Origin of the sequence: Streptomyces klenkii, from assembly GCF_003626645.1 — a bacterium.
Taxonomy (GTDB): Bacteria; Actinomycetota; Actinomycetes; order Streptomycetales; family Streptomycetaceae; genus Streptomyces; species Streptomyces klenkii.
Genome location: NZ_RBAM01000022.1, coordinates 42164 through 59957, shown reverse-complemented (window position 1 = coordinate 59957; position 17794 = coordinate 42164). Strand labels below are relative to the sequence as shown.

The 17794-nt window shown below is 73.2% G+C and carries 18 protein-coding genes; 16 read left to right on the top strand and 2 right to left on the bottom strand.

Translation table 11 applies throughout. From position 1 onward, the window contains the following. Both D7231_RS31495 and D7231_RS31490 read left to right on the top strand, forming a co-directional pair. Nucleotides 1-167: acyl-CoA carboxylase biotin carboxyl carrier protein subunit (locus D7231_RS31495; protein WP_147449824.1), on the top strand; the 167-nt coding region annotated here is incomplete at its 5' end. 59 nt (nucleotides 168-226) lie between these two features. Beyond that, nucleotides 227-1126 carry an AMP-binding protein gene (locus D7231_RS31490; RefSeq protein ID WP_120759155.1) on the top strand — a complete coding sequence of 300 codons (900 nt, stop codon included), beginning with the start codon at nucleotides 227-229 and terminating at the stop codon, nucleotides 1124-1126. A gap of 164 nt (nucleotides 1127-1290) precedes the next feature. Here D7231_RS31490 and D7231_RS31485 read toward each other — a convergent pair whose 3' ends face one another. Next, nucleotides 1291-2166, bottom strand: a complete 876-nt coding sequence (locus D7231_RS31485; RefSeq protein WP_120759153.1) for a hypothetical protein — start codon at nucleotides 2164-2166, stop codon at nucleotides 1291-1293. A 456-nt stretch (nucleotides 2167-2622) separates the two neighbouring features. Between D7231_RS31485 and D7231_RS31480 the strand changes: the two genes are divergently transcribed. The 14 genes from D7231_RS31480 to D7231_RS31415 all read left to right on the top strand — a co-directional run bounded on the left by D7231_RS31480 (nucleotide 2623) and on the right by D7231_RS31415 (nucleotide 17266). Further along, a complete protein-coding gene (locus D7231_RS31480) occupies nucleotides 2623-4101 on the top strand; it encodes an FAD-dependent monooxygenase (protein WP_120759151.1) in 1479 nt (492 codons plus the stop codon). A 57-nt stretch (nucleotides 4102-4158) separates the two neighbouring features. After that, on the top strand, nucleotides 4159-4488 hold the full coding sequence (locus D7231_RS31475) for a TcmI family type II polyketide cyclase (RefSeq protein WP_106681614.1): 330 nt from the start codon (nucleotides 4159-4161) through the stop codon (nucleotides 4486-4488). A 46-nt stretch (nucleotides 4489-4534) separates the two neighbouring features. Further along, nucleotides 4535-5803: a beta-ketoacyl-[acyl-carrier-protein] synthase family protein gene (locus tag D7231_RS31470; protein WP_120759148.1), complete on the top strand. Its 1269-nt coding sequence runs from the start codon at nucleotides 4535-4537 to the stop codon at nucleotides 5801-5803. Continuing rightward, nucleotides 5800-7017, top strand: a complete 1218-nt coding sequence (locus D7231_RS31465; RefSeq protein ID WP_120759146.1) for a ketosynthase chain-length factor — start codon at nucleotides 5800-5802, stop codon at nucleotides 7015-7017. The genes D7231_RS31470 and D7231_RS31465 overlap by 4 nt, the downstream gene beginning before the upstream one ends. Nucleotides 7018-7094: 77 nt before the next feature. After that, nucleotides 7095-7358: an acyl carrier protein gene (locus tag D7231_RS31460; RefSeq protein WP_120759143.1), complete on the top strand. Its 264-nt coding sequence runs from the start codon at nucleotides 7095-7097 to the stop codon at nucleotides 7356-7358. A gap of 153 nt (nucleotides 7359-7511) precedes the next feature. Beyond that, nucleotides 7512-8297: a 3-oxoacyl-ACP reductase FabG gene (fabG, locus tag D7231_RS31455; RefSeq protein WP_120759141.1), complete on the top strand. Its 786-nt coding sequence runs from the start codon at nucleotides 7512-7514 to the stop codon at nucleotides 8295-8297. A gap of 85 nt (nucleotides 8298-8382) precedes the next feature. Beyond that, on the top strand, nucleotides 8383-9327 hold the full coding sequence (locus tag D7231_RS31450) for an aromatase/cyclase (RefSeq protein WP_120759139.1): 945 nt from the start codon (nucleotides 8383-8385) through the stop codon (nucleotides 9325-9327). 4 nt (nucleotides 9328-9331) lie between these two features. Next, the gene (locus D7231_RS31445) at nucleotides 9332-11650 is read left to right on the top strand and encodes an SDR family oxidoreductase (protein ID WP_120759137.1); all 2319 of its coding nucleotides are present in this window, start codon (nucleotides 9332-9334) and stop codon (nucleotides 11648-11650) included. Nucleotides 11651-11865: 215 nt separating this feature from the next. After that, nucleotides 11866-13323 (top strand): MFS transporter, encoded by a 1458-nt coding sequence (locus D7231_RS31440; protein WP_120759134.1) that lies wholly within the window; start codon nucleotides 11866-11868, stop codon nucleotides 13321-13323. Nucleotides 13324-13352: 29 nt separating this feature from the next. Further along, nucleotides 13353-13937 carry an NADPH-dependent FMN reductase gene (locus tag D7231_RS31435; RefSeq protein WP_120759132.1) on the top strand — a complete coding sequence of 195 codons (585 nt, stop codon included), beginning with the start codon at nucleotides 13353-13355 and terminating at the stop codon, nucleotides 13935-13937. 39 nt (nucleotides 13938-13976) lie between these two features. After that, nucleotides 13977-14528: an acyl carrier protein gene (locus tag D7231_RS31430; RefSeq protein ID WP_120759130.1), complete on the top strand. Its 552-nt coding sequence runs from the start codon at nucleotides 13977-13979 to the stop codon at nucleotides 14526-14528. Beyond that, the gene (locus D7231_RS31425) at nucleotides 14525-15319 is read left to right on the top strand and encodes a 4'-phosphopantetheinyl transferase family protein (RefSeq protein WP_120759128.1); all 795 of its coding nucleotides are present in this window, start codon (nucleotides 14525-14527) and stop codon (nucleotides 15317-15319) included. The genes D7231_RS31430 and D7231_RS31425 overlap by 4 nt, the downstream gene beginning before the upstream one ends. Before the next feature lie 76 nt (nucleotides 15320-15395). Continuing rightward, complete coding sequence (locus tag D7231_RS31420) at nucleotides 15396-16994, top strand: acyl-CoA carboxylase subunit beta (protein ID WP_120759126.1); 1599 nt, start codon at nucleotides 15396-15398, stop codon at nucleotides 16992-16994. Nucleotides 16995-17026: 32 nt separating this feature from the next. Next, a complete protein-coding gene (locus tag D7231_RS31415) occupies nucleotides 17027-17266 on the top strand; it encodes an acyl-CoA carboxylase epsilon subunit (RefSeq protein WP_120759124.1) in 240 nt (79 codons plus the stop codon). Here D7231_RS31415 and D7231_RS31410 read toward each other — a convergent pair. After that, nucleotides 17263-17712 (bottom strand): MarR family winged helix-turn-helix transcriptional regulator, encoded by a 450-nt coding sequence (locus D7231_RS31410; RefSeq protein WP_120759122.1) that lies wholly within the window; start codon nucleotides 17710-17712, stop codon nucleotides 17263-17265. The genes D7231_RS31415 and D7231_RS31410 overlap by 4 nt on opposite strands. Nucleotides 17713-17794: the final 82 nt, after the last annotated feature.

Below are 17794 nucleotides of genomic sequence, written 5' to 3'. Positions count from 1 at the left end.
TCGAGGAGGGCCAGGAAGTCGCCGCGGGCGAACTGATCGTGGTCCTTGAGGCGATGAAGATGGAACAGCCCCTCAACGCCCACCGCGCGGGCACCATCAAGGGCATCACCGCCGAAGTCGGCGCCTCAGTCTCCTCCGGCGCCGTCATCTGCGAAATCAAGGACTGAGCCGGGCTGTCGCGGCTCCCGCGGAACTCCGACGACCGAAGGACGAAGGACTTGTCGGCATGAGCACCCTCACTCTGGCCCCCGTCTCCGCCGGGGAGGGGGGCCCGCGGGTACCCGCGTCGGTCCCCGGCCCCGCCCCGGTGCACCGCACCGTCGCGCGGCAGGCGGCCGTCCATCCCTCGCGCACGGCCGTCCGCGCCCACGACGGCGTCCTGACCTACGCCGGTCTCGACCAGCGGGCGAACGACCTCGCGCACCGGCTGCGGGCGCACGGCGTACGGGACCGCGACGTCGTCGCCGTGTGCCTCGAATCCTCCGCGCGCCTGCTCGTGGCCCTGCTCGGCGTCCTCAAGGCCGGTGCGGGGTACGTCCTGCTGGACCCGCAGCATGTGCGGCGCGGCGGCATGGCGCCCCTTTATGACAGCGGGGCCGGGGTGGTCGTGACGCAGGAGCTGTTCGCGGGGGCGTTCGGGGGCGCCGGGGTGACCGTGCTCCCCGACGTCACCCCGGCCTCCTCCGCAGCCGCCCTCCCGCCGGCATCGGACGTCACGCACGCCGACGCCGCGTACGTCCTGCGGAGCGTGAACGTCCCGCACGCCGTCGTCGGCCGCCTGGCCGCCGACGGGCGCTTCCTGCCGGTCACCGCGGGTGACGTGGTCGTGCCGTACGCACCCGCGGTCGCCGACGGCGCCGCCCTGGCCCTGTGGGCGCCGCTCATGGCCGGGGCGCGACTGGTCCTGCCCCCGCCCGGTGAACTCACCCCGTACGAACTGGCCTCCCTCGTACGCGAGGAGCGGGCGAGCGTCCTGCGGGTGGCTGCCCGGCACGTGCCGGATCTGATCGACTCGGGCGTCCTGCCGGGGCTGCGGGGGCTGCGCTGCCTCGTGGTGGCGGGCGAGGCGGCCCACGTCGCGGGGCTCCTCCCCACGACGCGGGTGATCGAGACGTCCCGTCTCTGACCCTCCGACTCTCCACCCACCGAAAGGGCCGGTACGCATCCCGTACCGGCCCTTTCCGCTGTCCGGCACCGCCGGTCCGTACCGCGGTGGTTGACCGCCGCTGCGGCGGAGGGCAGTTGCCGGCCGGCCCCCGCGCGGACGCGCCGGGGCCGACCAGCCCCCACTCAGCTCGCCGCGCTCGCCGCCCCCGCCTTCCTTCCCTCCAGCGACCGCTGTACGTCCCCCTCGTAGTAGTACGTGCGGCCCGCTCGGGTGCGGCGGCGCCACTGGGACTGGCTGGCGTGGCGGTAGACGCTGCCGGGGGCCATGGCCCACAGCCGGGCGATGTCCGCCGCGCTGATCCACCGCGCCTCCTGCGCGCCGCCGGCGCCCGGCCGCACGCGGCGGCTCAGCTGCAGCCACTGGTGCCCCAGCCAGTGGTGCGCGGGGTCCGCGTCGCAGGTGATCTCGGCCGGCTCGTGCGGGGCCCGCGCCCGTACCGCCGCGGTCAGGGAACCCGTGCAGCCGGGCTCCACGCACCCGCCCACCGCCACCTGCCGCGCCGCGTCCGGGTCGATGACCCGCCGGGCCCTGCGCACGACCCGCGCGATCTCCTCGGAGAACTCGCCGGCCGCCGAGTGCGCGGCCAGCCACCCCACGTGCTGGAGCAGGAAGCGCGAGAGGGCCGCCGCGTCCCGGCGGGGGGCGGGCGCGCCCCGCTCCTGGACCACGAGCGCCGCCCAGGCGCCCAGCACGCCCATGACGGCGGCGCGCACGTCGGCCGCCGTGGCGTTGAAGGGCATGCCCGGCAGCGGGCCGCCCGAGACCTTCTCCCGCCGCGGCCCGGACGCCCCCAGGGCCAGGGCGCACTCCTCGTACAGATCGGGCAGCCGCATCAGCTCCAGCCCCAGCCGCGCCCGGCACACCGCGCACAGCAGCGCGGGCGCCTGCGCGGGGCGCCGGTGCTGTTTCCCGCGCCCGGCCGCCTCCCGCGCCGTGCAGCCGGCCCCCCGGCACGGCGCCGAAAAGCCGTCCGCCGCCGCCCCGTTCACTTCCTGCATCTCTTTTCCCCCATCGCGTTACGGCCGATAAGGCCGGTACGTGCCATCGTCGCGAGTCTGCCGGAGGAGGGGCCGGAATCCGCGTTCTTTTACGCGACCGCAGCGGATCTTGCCAAGTGCTGACAAGACTTCACAGTCCCCTGAACTAGGGCCACTTGACCGGGCGGGGCCGGGTGAAGAATAGTTTTCGTAACGTCCGCAGAGCTGTCGGGAAATCCCGGGTCGCACGGCGCCGGTAAGGGCCGCAGTGAGGGAAATCGGTCCCGTGAGCGGATCTTGCAATTCCCTGACAGTTTCTCATCAGAGCTTTGAGAAACCGCATCTTGACCCATGACGGAAAAGCTGAAGAAGCTGTTCGCCAGAGTCGCCGGACTGTTGCCGTCGTATACCGGCCCGCCGCTATCCGGCCGCCGATGCGGTTCCGCCAAGGAAAAACCCAACTGCAAGGAGAGGTCCATGGACGCTGCGGTGATTATCGCAGGCGCCGGTCCGGCCGGGCTCATGCTCGCCGGCGAACTGCGGCTCGCAGGGGTGGAGGTCATCGTCCTGGAGCGGCTCGCCAAGCGCACCGGGGAATCCCGCGGGCTGGGCTTCACCGCCCGCACCATGGAGATCTTCGACCAGCGCGGTCTGCTCTCCCGCTTCGGCGAGGTCGAGACCAGCAACGTCGGCCACTTCGGCGGCCTGCCCGTCGACTTCGGCGTCCTGGAGGGCGCGCACCAGGCCGCCAAGTCCGTTCCCCAGTCCCACACCGAGACCGTGCTGGAGGACTGGGTCACGAGCCTGGGCACCGACCTGCGCCGCAGCCACGAGCTGCTCTCGGTCAAGGACACCGGCGACGGCGTCGAGGTCCAGGTGCGCGGCCCCGAGGGCGAGCACACGCTCACCGCCCGCTACCTCGTCGGCTGCGACGGCGGCCGGAGCCTGATCCGCAAGGCGGCCGGCTTCGACTTCCCCGGCACCGCCGCCACGATGGAGATGTTCCTCGCCGACGTCCGCGGCCTCGACCTCGAACCGCGCATGATCGGGGAGACCCTCCCCGGCGGCATGGTGATGGTGGGCCCGCTGCCCGGCGGCATCACCCGCATCATCGTCTGCGAGCGCGGCACCCCGCCGCAGCGCCGCACGGAGCCGCCCTCGTACGAGGAGGTCGCGGCCGCCTGGAAGCGCCTGACCGGCACGGACATCTCGCACGGCGAGCCCGAGTGGGTGTCCTCCTTCGGCGACGCCACCCGCCAGGTTACCGAGTACCGCCGCGGCAACATCATCCTGGCCGGCGACGCCGCCCACATCCACCTGCCGGCCGGCGGCCAGGGCATGAACACCAGCATCCAGGACGCGGTCAACCTCGGCTGGAAGCTCGCGGCCGTCGTCAAGGGCAAGGCCCCGGCGGGCCTCCTCGACACGTACCACGGCGAGCGCCACCCGGTCGGTCAGCGCCTGCTGATGAACACCCGCGCCCAGGGCCTGCTCTTCCTGTCCGGCCCCGAGGTCCAGCCCCTGCGCGACGTCCTCACCGAGCTCATCGGCTACGAGGTCGTCAGCCGCCACCTGGCCGGCATGGTCTCCGGCCTGGAGATCACGTACGACGCCGGCACCGGCACCCACCCGCTGCTCGGCAAGCGCATGCCCCGGCTGGCCCTGCGCACCGCCGCCGGCCGCGAGACCAGCAGCACCGAACTGCTGCGCGCCGCCCGGCCCGTCCTGCTCGACCTGGAGGACAACGCCACCCTGCGCGCCCGCGCCGCCGGCTGGGCCGACCGCGTCGACATCGTCACGGCCACCCCCCGGGACGTCACCGCCGCGAGCGGCCTGAGCGGCACCTCCGCCGTGCTGGTGCGCCCCGACGGCTACGTCGCCTGGGCCGCGCCCGGCAGCCACCACGACCTGACCATGGCCCTCGAGCGCTGGTTCGGCAGCCCGCTCGGCGCCTGACGCCCGGCACCGCTCCGCCGTCACCCCACCGACCCCTGCCAAGGAGACCGCACCCTCATGCACAGCACCCTGATCGTGGCCCGGATGGAGCCCGGCTCCAGCGCCGACGTCGCCCGCCTCTTCGGCGAGTTCGACGCCACCGAGATGCCCCACCGCATGGGCACCCGCCGCCGCCAGCTCTTCTCGTACCGCGGCCTGTACTTCCACCTCCAGGACTTCGACACCGACAACGGCGGCCAGCTCATCGAGGAGGCCAAGAGCGACCCGCGCTTCGTCGGCATCAGCGAGGACCTCAAGCCCTTCATCGAGGCCTACGACCCGGCGACCTGGCGTTCGCCGGCCGACGCGATGGCCACCCGCTTCTACTCCTGGACGGCAGCCAAGTGAACCGCCATGTGAAGCCGTCCGCCGACACGATGGGAGGCGACCACTAGTGGGGCGCCGGGTAGTAATCACTGGAATCGGAGTCCTGGCTCCGGGAGGCATCGGCACCAAGAACTTCTGGAGCCTGCTGAGCGAGGGCCGCACCGCGACCCGCGGGATCACCTTCTTCGACCCCTCGCCGTTCCGCTCCAAGGTCGCGGCCGAGGCCGACTTCGACCCCGAGCTCCACGGGCTCACCCCCCAGGAGATCCGGCGCATGGACCGCGCCGCCCAGTTCGGCGTCGTCACGGCCCGCGAGGCCCTGGCCGACAGCGGCCTGGACCTGGCCGGCTTCGACCCGCACCGCGCGGGCGTGACCATCGGCAGCGCGGTGGGCGCCACCACCGGTCTCGACAACGAGTACCGCGTCGTCAGCAACGACGGCCGCCTCGACCTCGTCGACCACACCTATGCGCCCTCGCACCTCTACAACCACTTCGTGCCCAGCTCCTTCGCCGCCGAGGTCGCCTGGGCGACCGGCGCCGAGGGCCCGGCCACCGTGGTCTCCACCGGCTGCACCTCCGGCATCGACTCCGTCGGCCACGCCGTCGAGCTGATCCGCGAGGGCACCGCCGACATCATGATCACGGGCGCCACCGACGCCCCGATCTCCCCGATCACGATGGCCTGCTTCGACGCCATCAAGGCCACCACCCCGCGCAACGACGACCCCGAGCACGCCTCGCGGCCCTTCGACGCCTCCCGCAACGGCTTCGTCCTCGGCGAGGGCTCGGCCTGCTTCGTCCTGGAGGAGCTGGAGAGCGCGAAGAAGCGCGGCGCCCGCATCTACGCGGAGATCGCCGGCTACGCCTCGCGCTGCAACGCCTTCCACATGACGGGCCTGCGCCCCGACGGCCGCGAGATGGCCGAGGCCATCACCGTCGCGCTGGCCGAGGCCCGGATGAACCCCGAGGCCATCGACTACATCAACGCGCACGGCTCGGGCACCAAGCAGAACGACCGCCACGAGACGGCCGCCTTCAAGCTCAGCCTCGGCGAGCACGCCTACCGCACCCCGGTCAGCTCCATCAAGTCGATGGTCGGCCACTCGCTCGGCGCGATCGGCTCGATCGAGATCGCCGCCTCGGTGCTGGCGATGGAGAACAACGTGGTGCCGCCCACCGCCAACCTGCACACCCCCGACCCCGAGTGCGACCTGGACTACGTCCCGCTCACCGCCCGGGACCACCGCACGGACGCCGTCCTGACCGTCGGCAGCGGCTTCGGCGGGTTCCAGAGCGCGATGGTGCTGGCCCGTCCCGAGAGGAGCCTGGCGTGAGCGCCAAGGTAGTCATCACCGGCATCGGCGTCGCCACCCCCAACGGGCTCGGCGTCGAGGAGTTCTGGGCCGCGACCCGGATCGGCAAGAACGCCATCGGGCCCGTCACCCGCTTCGACGCCGCCCAGTACCCGACCCGGCTCGCCGGCGAGATCCACGACTTCGCGGCCGAGGACCACCTGCCCAGCCGCCTCATCCCGCAGACCGACCGGATGACGCGCCTGGCCCTGGTCGCCGCGGACTGCGCCTTCGAGGACGCCGGCGTCAGGCCCGGCGACATCCCCGAGTTCGACATGGGCGTGGTGACCGCCTCGACCTCCGGCGGCTTCGAGTTCGGCCAGAACGAGCTCAAGAAGCTGTGGAGCCAGGGCAGCCAGTACGTCAGCGCGTACCAGTCCTTCGCCTGGTTCTACGCCGTCAACAGCGGCCAGATCTCCATCCGCAACGGCATGCGGGGCCCCAGCGGCGTCGTCGTCAGCGACCAGGCCGGCGGCCTCGACGCCATCGCCCAGGCCCGCCGCCAGATCCGCAAGGGCAGCAAGCTCATCTTCTCCGGCGGCTTCGACGCCTCGATCTGCCCCTGGGGCTGGGTCGCGCAGATCGCCGGCGGCCGCATGACCACCAGCGACGAGCCCGAGCGCGCCTACCTGCCCTTCGACGCCGACGCCAGCGGCTACGTGCCCGGCGAGGGCGGCGCCCTGATGATCCTGGAGGACGCCGAGGCCGCCCGCGCCCGCGGCGCCGCCAACATCTACGGCGAGATCGCTGGCTACGGGGCCACCATCGACCCCAAGCCCGGCAGCGGCCGCGAGAGCGGCCTGCGCCGCGCCATCGAGACCGCCCTGGCCGACGCGGACCTCGCGCCCGGGCAGATCGACGTCGTCTTCGCCGACGCCGCCGGCAGCCCCGAGCTCGACCGCGCCGAGGCCGACGCCCTCACCGCCGTCTTCGGCCCCGGCGGCGTCCCGGTCACCGCGCCGAAGACCATGACCGGCCGCCTGTACTCCGGCGCCGCGCCGGTGGACGTGGTCTCCGCCGTCCTGGCCATGCGCGAGGGCCTGATCCCGCCCACCACCAACGTCACGCTCGCACCCGAGTACGACATCGACCTGGTCACCGGCCAGGCCCGTACCGCCTCGGTGCGCGCCGCGCTGGTCATCGCCCGCGGACAGGGCGGCTTCAACTCCGCCGTCGTCGTCCGCGCCGTCGACTAGGCCCCTTCGCCTTCCCGCGGCGGACAGCGCCGTCCGCCGCCCCCGACCCTCCCTACGTGTTCCAGGAAAGGACCGGCATGTCCCACCAGGAGTTCGCCCTCGAGGACCTCAAGCGCATCCTCCTCGAAGGCGCCGGCGCCGATGAAGGCGTCGACCTCGACAGCGACATCCTCGACACCGACTTCGAGGAGCTCGGCTACGAGTCCCTGGCCCTGCTGGAGACCGGCGGCCGCATCGAGCGCGAGTACGGCGTCGCCTTCGACGACGACGCCTTCGCCGAGAACCGCACCCCGCGCGCCCTCGTCGCCCACGTCAACGGCCTGCTCCAGGCCGCCGCCTGACGCAAGCCCGCGCGCAGCACCCCGGGCCGGCCGCCCCCGTCGCCGACGGGCGGCCGGCCCGGCGCCCGCACCACCCCTTCCGCGCCCGTCCGTGACGCCCTTCCCCGCGGACGCCCGCCCCTTCCCGCGCCACCACCTTTGGAGCCACCCACCATGTCGCAGCACGAGCAGCGCGTCGCCCTCGTCTCCGGTGCCACCAGCGGCATCGGCCTCGCCGTCGCCCGCCTCCTGGCCTCGCAGAACCACAAGGTCTTCATCGGCGCCCGCAACGCCGACAACGTCGCCGCCACCGTCAAGCAGCTCCAGGACGAGGGCCTGGACGTCGACGGCACCACCCTCGACGTCCGCTCCGCCGAGTCCGTCCGCGCCTTCGTCGCCACCGCCGTCGACCGCTTCGGCACCGTCGACGTCCTGGTCAACAACGCCGGCCGCAGCGGCGGCGGCGTCACCGCCGACATCGACGACGAGCTGTGGAACGACGTCATCGACACCAACCTCAACAGCGTCTTCCGCCTGACCCGCGAGGTCCTCACCACCGGTGGCCTGCGCGAGAAGAGCCGCGGCCGCATCATCAACATCGCCTCCACCGCCGGCAAGCAGGGCGTCGTCCTGGGCGCCCCGTACTCCGCGTCCAAGCACGGCGTCGTCGGCTTCACCAAGGCCCTCGGCAACGAGCTCGCCCCCACCGGCATCACCGTCAACGCCGTCTGCCCCGGCTACGTCGAGACGCCGATGGCCCAGCGCGTGCGCGCCGGCTACGCCGCCGCCTACGACACCTCCGAGGACGCCATCCTCGACAAGTTCCAGTCGAAGATCCCGCTCGGCCGCTACTCCACCCCCGAGGAGGTCGCGGGCCTGGTCGGCTACCTGGCCTCCGACACGGCCGCCTCCATCACCGCGCAGGCCCTCAACGTCTGCGGCGGCCTGGGCAACTTCTAAGCCCCGCCGGATCCCTCCCGGATCCCCGCGCGCCCACCGCGCCCCCACCGCACCCGCACCGCACCGTCACCGAGGAGCACCCAGCATGTCGCAGACCGGTCTGCGCGAGGTGGAGCACGAGATCACGATCTCGGCCCCGGCCGCCGCCGTCTACCGCCTGATCGCCGACGTCGCCAACTGGCCGCGGATCTTCCCGCCGACCATCTACGTCGACCACGTGGAGAAGGGCGAGGGCACCGAGCGCATCCGCATCTGGGCCACCGCCAACGGCGAGGCCAAGAACTGGACGTCGTTCCGCACCCTGGACGAGAAGGCCCTCACGATCATCTTCCGCCAGGAGGTCTCCACCCCGCCGGTCGCCGCCATGGGCGGCACCTGGATCATCGAGCCGCTGGACGGGGCCACCTCCCGCGTCCGCCTCCTGCACGACTACCGGGCGATCGACGACGACTCCGAGGGGCTCGCCTGGATCGACGAGGCCGTCGACCGCAACTCCCGGTCCGAGCTCGCCGCCCTCAAGACCAACGTCGAACTCGCCCACGCCGCCGAGGAGGTGACCTTCTCCTTCGAGGACACCGTCCAGATCAACGGCTCCGCCAAGGACGTCTACGACTTCATCAACGAGGCGCACCTGTGGTCCGAGCGCCTCCCGCACGTGGCGACGGTCCGCCTGGAGGAGGACACCCCCGGCCTCCAGACCCTGGAGATGGACACCCGCGCCAAGGACGGCTCCACCCACACCACCAAGTCCTTCCGCGTCACCTTCCCCTCGCACAAGATCGCGTACAAGCAGGTCACCCTGCCGGCGCTGATGACGCTGCACACGGGCTACTGGACCTTCGCCGAGAACGCGGACGGCGTCGCCGCCTCCTCGCAGCACACCGTCGTCCTCAACACCGAGAACATCACCAAGATCCTCGGCCCGGACGCCGGCATCGCGGAGGCCCGCGAGTACGTCCACACCGCCCTGAGCACCAACAGCCGCGCCACGCTCGGCCACGCCAAGGCCTACGCCGAGCAGCAGGCGTAACGCCATGGCCCGCACGTACACGGAAACCCAGGTGATCGTGGTCGGAGCGGGACCGGTCGGGCTGCTGCTCGCCGGCGAGCTGCGACTGGCCGGCGCGGACGTCGTCGTCATCGAGCGGCTCACCGAGCCCACCACCGAATCCCGGGCCTCGACCCTGCACGCCCGGACCATGGAGATCCTCGACAGCCGCGGCCTGCTCGACGGCCTCGGCGCCGTCCCGCAGGAGACCCGGGGCCACTTCGGCGGGCTCCCGCTCGACCTCACCCTTCCCACCCCCTATCCGGGCCAGTGGAAAGTCCCGCAGATCCGCACCGAGGAACTGCTCGCGGAATGGGCGACCGGCCTGGGAGCGGTCATCCTGCGCGGCCACGAGCTGCGCGGGCTGACCGTCACCGGGGACCACGCCGAGGCCGAGGTGGCGGCCGGCGGCGAGGTCGTACACCTGCGCGCCAAGTGCGTCGTCGGCTGCGACGGCGAGAACAGCACCGTGCGGCGCCTGGGCGGCTTCGCCTTCCCCGGCGCCGCCGCCGGCCGCGAGCTCCTGCGCGCCGACGTCGACGGCATCGACATCCCCGGCCGCCGCTTCGAGCGCCTGCCTGGGGGACTGGCCATCGCCGCGCGCCGCCCCGACGGCGTCACCCGCGTCATGGTCTGCGACTTCGGCAGCACCGCCGAACCCCGCAGCGAGAACGTGGAGTTCCACGAGATCGCCGACGCGTGGAAGCGCGTCACCGGCGAGGACATCAGCGGCGGCACCCCGCTGTGGGTCAACGCCTTCACCGACGCCTCCCGCCAGGCGGAGCAGTACCGCGACTACCGCCTCTTCCTGGCCGGCGACGCCGCCCACCAGCAGATGCCCATCGGCGGCCAGGCCCTCAACCTCGGCCTCCAGGACGCCTTCAACCTCGGCTGGAAGCTCGCCGCCCAGGTCCAGGGACGCGGCCCCGAGGGCCTCCTGGACAGCTACCACAGCGAGCGCCACGCCGTCGGGCAGCGCACCCTGAGCAACATCCGCGCCCAGGCCCTGCTCCTGCTGGGCGGTTCCGAGGTCGACGCCGCGCGCGAGGTCATGGGCGAGCTCATCGACGAGCACGACGAGGTGCGCAGCCACCTCGCCGGCATGATCTCCGGCCTCGACGTCCGCTACGACGTCGGCGCCGGCGACCACCCCCTGCTCGGACTGCGCCTGCCCCACTGGCCGGTGCGCACCGGCGACCCGCAGCACCCGGGCGAGGACTCCGGCGAGGACACCACGACCGCGGCGCTGCTGCGCCCCGGCGGCGGCCTCCTCCTGGACCTCACCGGCGACGCCGGCCACGGCGACCTGCTGCGCTCCGCCGCCGCCCCGTGGTCCCGCCTGGTCCGCACCGTCACGGCCCGTCCCACCGGCGGCACCCCCGCCGGTGCCACCACCGTGCTGGTGCGCCCCGACGGCCACGTGGTGTGGGCCGCTCCGGCGGGCGGCGCCCCCACCGAGGGCCTCACGCGGGCCCTCACCCGCTGGTTCGGCGAACCGGCGACGCACCAGACAACCGCCCCAGCCACGAACGGGAGAACAGACATGGGCAGCCTCAGCGGCAAGACAGCGCTGGTCACCGGCTCCAGCCGCGGCATGGGCCGCGCCACCGCGATCCGCCTGGCCAAGGAGGGCGCCCTCGTCGCCGTCCACTACACGAGCAACGAGGACGCCGCGAACGAGGTCGTCGCCACGATCGAGAAGGACGGCGGGCGCGCCTTCGCCGTCCGCGCCGAGCTCGGCGTCCCCGGCGACGTCCACGAGCTCTTCCTCGGCCTGGAGCAGGGCCTCAAGGAGCGCACCGGCACCACCACGCTCGACATCCTGGTCAACAACGCGGGCGTCATGGGTGGCGTGGCCGCCGAGGACACCACCCCCGAGCAGTTCGACCGGCTCTTCGCGGTCAACGCCAAGGCCCCGTTCTTCCTCATCCAGCGCGCCCTGAAGAACCTCCCCGACGGCGGCCGCATCGTCAACATCTCCTCCGGCCTCACCCGCGTGGCCAACCCCGAGGAGATCGCCTACGCGATGACCAAGGGCGCCGTCGAGCAGCTCGCCCGCCACTTCGCCAAGCTCCTGGGCCCGCGCAACATCACCATCAACAGCGTTGCCCCGGGCATCACCCGTAACGGCAACCCGGCCTTCGACATCCCCGAGGTCGTCGACCAGATGGCGGCCCTGTCCGCCTTCAACCGCGTCGGCGAGCCCCAGGACGTCGCCGACGTCGTCGCCTTCCTCGCGAGCGCCGACGCCCGCTGGGTCACCGGCGCGTTCATCGACGCCACCGGCGGCACCCTCCTGGGCTGACCCCCGGACCGGCCGCCCGGCGTGTTACCCCCGGCACGCCGGCCGGCCCCCGGCGCAGGCCGGCCGCGGACCTTGCCCGCGGCCGGCCCGGCGTCTTCCCCCGGCTCTCCCGGCTCACTTCGGCGCTCTTCGAGCCGTTCCCGCCCGGCTCCCGCGCCGGCCCCGTTCCTCCCGCGCCGACCCCGGACCCCAGCCCCGGCTCCCGGAAGCAGACCATGAAGCCCTCTTCCCTCTCCTCGTCCTCCCCGCCGCAGCCCGCCTCCGCCACGGCCGGCCGGATGAGCCCCCGTCAGTGGGGCCTGCTGGTCGTCCTCGCCGGCAACATGCTCATCGACGCCCTGGAGGTCTCGGTCGCGGTCGTCGCCCTGCCCTCCGTGGGGACGGACCTGGGCCTTGCGCCCAGCACCGCCCACTGGGTCATGACCGGCTTCGCCCTCGGCTTCGGCGCCCTCATGCTCTTCGGTGCCCGCGTCGTCGCCCTGGCCGGGCGCCGCCGCATGTACCTGATCGCCCTGCTCGCCTTCGCCGCGGCCTCCCTGGCCGCCGCCCTCAGCAGCGACCCCGCACTCCTGATCGCCACCCGCTTCGTCAAGGGCTTCTGCGCCGCCCTCACCGCCCCCACGGGCCTGGCCATCCTGTGCACCGTCATGAAGGAGGGCCCCGAACGCGAGCGGGCCGTCTCCGTCTACACCCTCTTCGGCGCCAGCGGCTTCACCGCCGGACTGCTGCTGTCGGGCATCCTCACCTCCATCAGCTGGAGGTGGACCTTCGCCTTCCCCGCCCCCGTCGTCCTGCTCCTGTTCGCCCTGTGCCTCAAGCTGATCCCCGCCGACGAGGCGCGGGCCCCGGGGCCGCGGCGCTACGACCTGACCGGCGCGGCCTCCTTCGCCGGCGCCCTGCTGCTGCTCGTCCACGCACTCAGCCGGCTGCCCCACGAGGGCCCGGCCGACCCGTACACCCTGGCCTCCTTCGCCGCGGCCGCCGCCCTGCTGGTCTTCTTCGTCCGGCACGAGCGCCGCACGCCCCGGCCGCTGCTGCGCCTGGAGCTGCTGGCCGACCCGGGGATGCTCCGCTCCGCGCTCGGCGCCGCCAGCCTCAACGGCTCCTACCTCGGGCTGCTGCTGATCGTCAGCTACCAGACGCAGGCCGTCCTGGACTGGACCCCCTTGCAGACCGGCCTGGCCATCGTGCCCGCCAGCGCGCCCCTGGCGGTGACCGCCCTGGTCTCCGGCCGCATGGTCGGCCGCTTCGGCGCCCACCGGCTCATCGCGGCCGGCGCCGTGCCGCCCCTGCTCGGCTACCTCCTCTACCTGCGGCTGCCCGTCAACAGCGGCGGTTACGCGACGACGATGCTGCCCACCATGCTGCTCGTCGGCGCGGGCTTCGTCCTCTCCTTCGCCGCGCTGAACATGCAGGCCGTCTCCGGCTTCCCCGCCGAAGCGCGCGGCGAGGCCAGCGGCGTCTACCAGACCGCCGTACAGATCGGCGCCGCCGTCATGCTCGCCGCCGTCGCCGCCCTGCTCACCACCGGCCAGGCGCCCCCCGGCGCGCCCCGCACCGAGCTCCTCGCCGGCTCCCGGCCCGCCGTGTGGCTGGTCACCGCAGCCGGTGCCGCGGGCCTGCTGACCGCTCTGACCGGCGTGCTGCCCCGCCGCCGCGACCGTACGTCCTGACCCCGACACACCTCCCGGAAGGGCACCCCATGTCCAGCACCCGCCTCCGCCTCGCCGTCATCGTGGGCAGCGTCCGTGAGGGACGCTTCGGCCCGACGGTGGCGGACTGGTTCGCCGCCGAGGCCCGCAGCCACGCCGGATTCGACGTCGACGTCATCGACCTGGCCGACCACGAGCTGCCGGTGGTCCTCACCGCCGACCCCTCGCCGCAGACTGCCGAGGTCCTCGCGGGCCTCACGCCGCGGCTGGCGCGGGCCGACGCCTTCGCCATCGTCACCCCCGAGTACAACCACAGCTACCCGGCCGCCCTGAAGTCCCTCATCGACTGGCACTACACCCAGTGGCAGGCCAAGCCCGTCGGCTTCGTCTCCTACGGCGGCCTCTCCGGCGGCCTGCGCGCCGCCGAGGCGCTGCGGCCGGTCATGTCCGAGCTGCACGCGGTCACCGTCCGCGACGCCGTCAGCTTCCACACGGCCTGGGAGCAGTTCGACGAGCTGGGCGCCCCCAAGGACCCCGCCGGCCCGGCCGGCGCCGCCAAGGTCCTCCTGGACCAGCTCGAGTGGTGGGCGGACGCCCTCCACCGCGCCCGCGCCCGCCGCCCCTACGGCAGCTGAGCCGTGTCCGCCCACCCTCTCACCGCCCCCGGGGAGCCCATGAGCATCCAGGACGTCCCCTTGCAGTGGGACCTCGACACCCTCGGCCTCGACGCCCTCGACGCCCTCGACCTGAGCGCCTTCGACATCGCTCCCGGCGACGGCCTCGGCGACGGCTTCTTCGACGACGGCGACTTCGCGGGCTTCGACGACCTCGCCGGGCCCGACGGCACGGTGGACGGCGCCCCCGAGGTGATCCCGCCCGACCTGCGTCTCCTCGCCGTCACCGGGCTCGCCAAGCGCCGCGAGCTCCTGGAGACCTACGTCCGCCAGGAGCTCGGCCGCGCGCTGCGCGTCCCGCCGCACACCATCGACACCACCGGCCGGCCCATGAACAGCCTGGGCGTCGGCTCCATCATGGGGCTGGAGCTGCAACGCCGCATGGAGGACGCCCTGAAGGTGGAGGTGGACCTCCAGCGCCTGCTGCGCGCCAACAGCGCCGCCGAACTCATCGACTGCCTGGCCGGCCAGCTCGGCGACGACGAGGACAACGCGCACCGCCGGGCCGCCCACCGCCCCCTGCCCCCGCAGGCGCCCGCGGGCGCCGCATGACCGGCGGCCCCGCCCTCCGGGCGGGAGCGCTCGACCTGTGGCTGGTCCGCCGCCCCGCGAACGGCTCGGAGGACCGGCTGGACCTGACCGACCTGGACGCCGCCGAGCGCAAGCGGGCGGCCTCGTTCATCCGCCCCACCGACGGCCTCACCTACGCGGCCGCGCACATCGCCCTGCGCCGCCTGCTCGGCGTCCACCTCGACATCCCGCCGCCGCAGGTGACCTTCCTGCGCGAACCCTGCCCCGGGTGCGGCGAGCCCCACGGCCGCCCCGCCGTGGCCACGCCCCACCAGCCGCGCCTGCACTTCTCCCTCTCGCACAGCCACGGCATGGCCCTGGTGGGAGTCGCGGACCGGCCGGTGGGCGTGGACGTCGAACGGCTGCCCAGGCCCTCGACCGTCGACGCCTGCACCCCCGCCCTCCACCCGGGCGAGCAGCAGGAGCTCGGCGCCCTGGACCCCGGGGAGCGGCAGGAGGCCTTCGGCCGCCTGTGGACCCGCAAGGAGGCCTTCCTCAAGGGCATCGGCACCGGCCTGAGCCGCGGCCCCTCCCTGGACTACCTCGGCGCCGACCCCGCCCGCAGGCCGTCCGGCTGGACCGTCCTCGACCTTCCCTGCGGGCCCCGCCACAACGGCGCCGTCGCGCTGAAGGGCGGCCCGCCCACCGCGAGCCGGCTGCGCCTGCTGCCCGACGGCGCCCTCTTCGCCGGAGGCACCGAAGCCCTCCGCGCCGAGGTCCTCCGCGCCGAAGCGGTGCGCGCGGGCGCCGGCCGGACCCCGGTCCCCGCCTAGGAGCCGCGCACAACAGCCCGGCCGGGGCGGCCGGCACGTGAAGAAGCGACCTTTCATCGGAGAGTGAGACACACCCATGCCCGTCACTGGAAAGATCTCGTCCGCCCCCGCCGAACACCGGGAGTGGACGCTGCACGAACGCGTGGAAGAGCTCGGGCTGATCCGGGACGAGGCCTACGAGGGGCCGGACCCGGCGGCGACCGAGCGCCAGCACGCCAAGGGCAAGCTCACCGCCCGCGAGCGCATCGCCCTCCTCCTCGACGAGGACTCCTTCACCGAGGTCGAGACCCTCCGCCGGCACCGCGCCTCAGGCTTCGGCCTGGAGAACAAGAAGCCCTACACCGACGGTGTGATCACGGGCTGGGGCACCGTGCACGGGCGGACGGTCTTCGTCTACGCGCACGACTTCCGCATCTTCGGTGGTGCGCTGGGCGAGGCTCACGCGACGAAGATCCACAAGATCATGGACATGGCGATCGCGGCGGGTGCGCCGCTGGTGTCGCTGAACGACGGCGCGGGTGCCCGTATCCAGGAGGGCGTTTCGGCGCTGGCCGGCTACGGCGGCATCTTCCAGCGCAACACCAAGGCTTCGGGTGTCATCCCGCAGATCTCCGTGATGCTCGGTCCGTGCGCGGGCGGCGCGGCGTACTCGCCCGCCCTGACCGACTTCGTGTTCATGGTCCGCGAGACCTCGCAGATGTTCATCACCGGCCCCGACGTCGTCCGCGCCGTCACCGGCGAGGAGATCACCCAGAACGGCCTCGGCGGCGCCGACGTCCACTCCGCCACCTCCGGCGTCTCCCACTTCGCCTACGACGACGAGGAGACGTGCCTGGAGGAGGTGCGCTACCTCCTCTCGCTCCTGCCGCAGAACAACCGCGAACTGCCGCCCGCCGCCCGCACCGAGGACCCCGCCGACCGGAGCACCGACTCCCTCCTCGACCTCGTCCCCGACGACCCGGGCCGCAGCTACGACATCCGCGCCGTCATCGAGGAGATCGTCGACGACGGCGAGTACTTCGAGGTGCACCCGGCCTGGGCCACCAACATCGTCTGCGCCCTGAGCCGGATCGACGGCGGCGTCGTCGGCATCGTCGCCAACCAGCCCGCCTCGTACGCCGGCGTCCTGGACATCGAGTCCAGCGAGAAGGCCGCCCGCTTCGTGCAGTTCTGCGACGCCTTCAACATCCCGCTCGTCACCCTCGTCGACGTCCCCGGCTTCCTGCCCGGCGTCGACCAGGAGCACAACGGCATCATCCGCCGCGGCGCCAAGCTCCTCTACGCGTACTGCAACGCCACCGTCCCGCGGATCTCCCTGGTCCTGCGCAAGGCCTACGGCGGCGCCTACATCGTCATGGACTCCCGCTCCATCGGCGCCGACCTCGCCCTGGCCTGGCCCAGCAACGAGATCGCCGTCATGGGCGCGGAGGGCGCGGCCAACGTCATCTTCCGCCGCGAGATCAACGCCGCCGACGACCCGGAGGCCGTGCGCGCACAGAAGATCAAGGAGTACAAGGCGGAGCTCATGCACCCCTACTACGCCGCCGAACGCGGCCTGGTGGACGACGTGATCGACCCGCGCGAGACCCGCAGGATCCTCGCCCGCTCCCTGGCCATGCTCCGCGAGAAGCACGCCGACCTGCCCTCCCGCAAGCACGGCAACCCGCCCCAGTGACCGGAGGAGTTCCGGTGACGGAAGGAGCCCCCATGACGGAAGGAGTCCCCGTGCCGCACGAAGCCCCGGTGACCGCCGAGCTCTTCCTGCGCGTCGAGAAGGGCGAGGCGGGGCCGGAGGAGCTGGCCGCCCTGACGGCCGTCCTCCTGGCCCGCGGCGCCGCCGGCGCCGACCCCGACGACCTGGCCCGCCACCACCGGGCCACCGCCCTGTGGCGCCGGCCCGAGCGCAGCCCCCGCGCTCCCGGGCCGCGCAGCTGGCGCGCCGCCTAGGCCTGCTTGCCGGGGCCGTCCGCCGCCGCGCACAGGTTCTGCTCGATGCGGCGCAGCGTCCGCAGGGTCTCCGTGCGCTGGCGCTCGGACATCCCCTTCGTCGTCAGCGCCTCCAGCTCCGCCCAGGACTCCTCCACCTTGCCGCGCAGCTCACGGCCCTCGGGGGTCAGGGAGACCACCACGGCGCGCCGGTCGGTGGGGGAGGGGCGGCGGGTGAGCAGCCCCTGCTGCTCCAGGCGCTGCACGGTCCGGGTGACGGTGGAGGGGTCGAGCCGCAGGGCCTTGGCCAGGCTCGTCTGCGACTGGTGGTCGCTCTCCCACAGCCGCATCAGCAGCAGCTCCTGGCCCGGGTAGAGGCCGCACTGCTGGAGCAGCGACGACGCGGCCGCCCAGTGTGCGCGGGCGACCCGGGTGACCAGGTGGCTTACCTCGCCGTACTCCTTCATGGATGTCCCTTCACGGCCCCCCGGTTTATTTGGCGGGCCAAGGTTACCGGAGGCGGGTGCGGAAAATCCACCGCCTGACTCC

Excerpts from the sequence above, each read along its gene's own strand:
- D7231_RS31425 (WP_120759128.1), top strand. The coding sequence starts at position 14,525 with ATGACCGGCGGCCCCGCCCTCCGGGCGGGAGCGCTCGACCTGTGGCTG.
- D7231_RS31430 (WP_120759130.1), top strand. The coding sequence starts at position 13,977 with ATGAGCATCCAGGACGTCCCCTTGCAGTGGGACCTCGACACCCTCGGC.
- D7231_RS31435 (WP_120759132.1), top strand. The coding sequence starts at position 13,353 with ATGTCCAGCACCCGCCTCCGCCTCGCCGTCATCGTGGGCAGCGTCCGT.
- D7231_RS31480 (WP_120759151.1), top strand. The coding sequence starts at position 2,623 with ATGGACGCTGCGGTGATTATCGCAGGCGCCGGTCCGGCCGGGCTCATG.
- D7231_RS31410 (WP_120759122.1), bottom strand. The coding sequence starts at position 17,712 with ATGAAGGAGTACGGCGAGGTAAGCCACCTGGTCACCCGGGTCGCCCGC.
- D7231_RS31490 (WP_120759155.1), top strand. The coding sequence starts at position 227 with ATGAGCACCCTCACTCTGGCCCCCGTCTCCGCCGGGGAGGGGGGCCCG.
- D7231_RS31445 (WP_120759137.1), top strand. The coding sequence starts at position 9,332 with ATGGCCCGCACGTACACGGAAACCCAGGTGATCGTGGTCGGAGCGGGA.
- D7231_RS31475 (WP_106681614.1), top strand. The coding sequence starts at position 4,159 with ATGCACAGCACCCTGATCGTGGCCCGGATGGAGCCCGGCTCCAGCGCC.
- D7231_RS31485 (WP_120759153.1), bottom strand. The coding sequence starts at position 2,166 with ATGCAGGAAGTGAACGGGGCGGCGGCGGACGGCTTTTCGGCGCCGTGC.
- D7231_RS31420 (WP_120759126.1), top strand. The coding sequence starts at position 15,396 with ATGCCCGTCACTGGAAAGATCTCGTCCGCCCCCGCCGAACACCGGGAG.
- D7231_RS31440 (WP_120759134.1), top strand. The coding sequence starts at position 11,866 with ATGAAGCCCTCTTCCCTCTCCTCGTCCTCCCCGCCGCAGCCCGCCTCC.
- D7231_RS31450 (WP_120759139.1), top strand. The coding sequence starts at position 8,383 with ATGTCGCAGACCGGTCTGCGCGAGGTGGAGCACGAGATCACGATCTCG.
- D7231_RS31460 (WP_120759143.1), top strand. The coding sequence starts at position 7,095 with ATGTCCCACCAGGAGTTCGCCCTCGAGGACCTCAAGCGCATCCTCCTC.
- fabG (WP_120759141.1), top strand. The coding sequence starts at position 7,512 with ATGTCGCAGCACGAGCAGCGCGTCGCCCTCGTCTCCGGTGCCACCAGC.
- D7231_RS31415 (WP_120759124.1), top strand. The coding sequence starts at position 17,027 with ATGACGGAAGGAGTCCCCGTGCCGCACGAAGCCCCGGTGACCGCCGAG.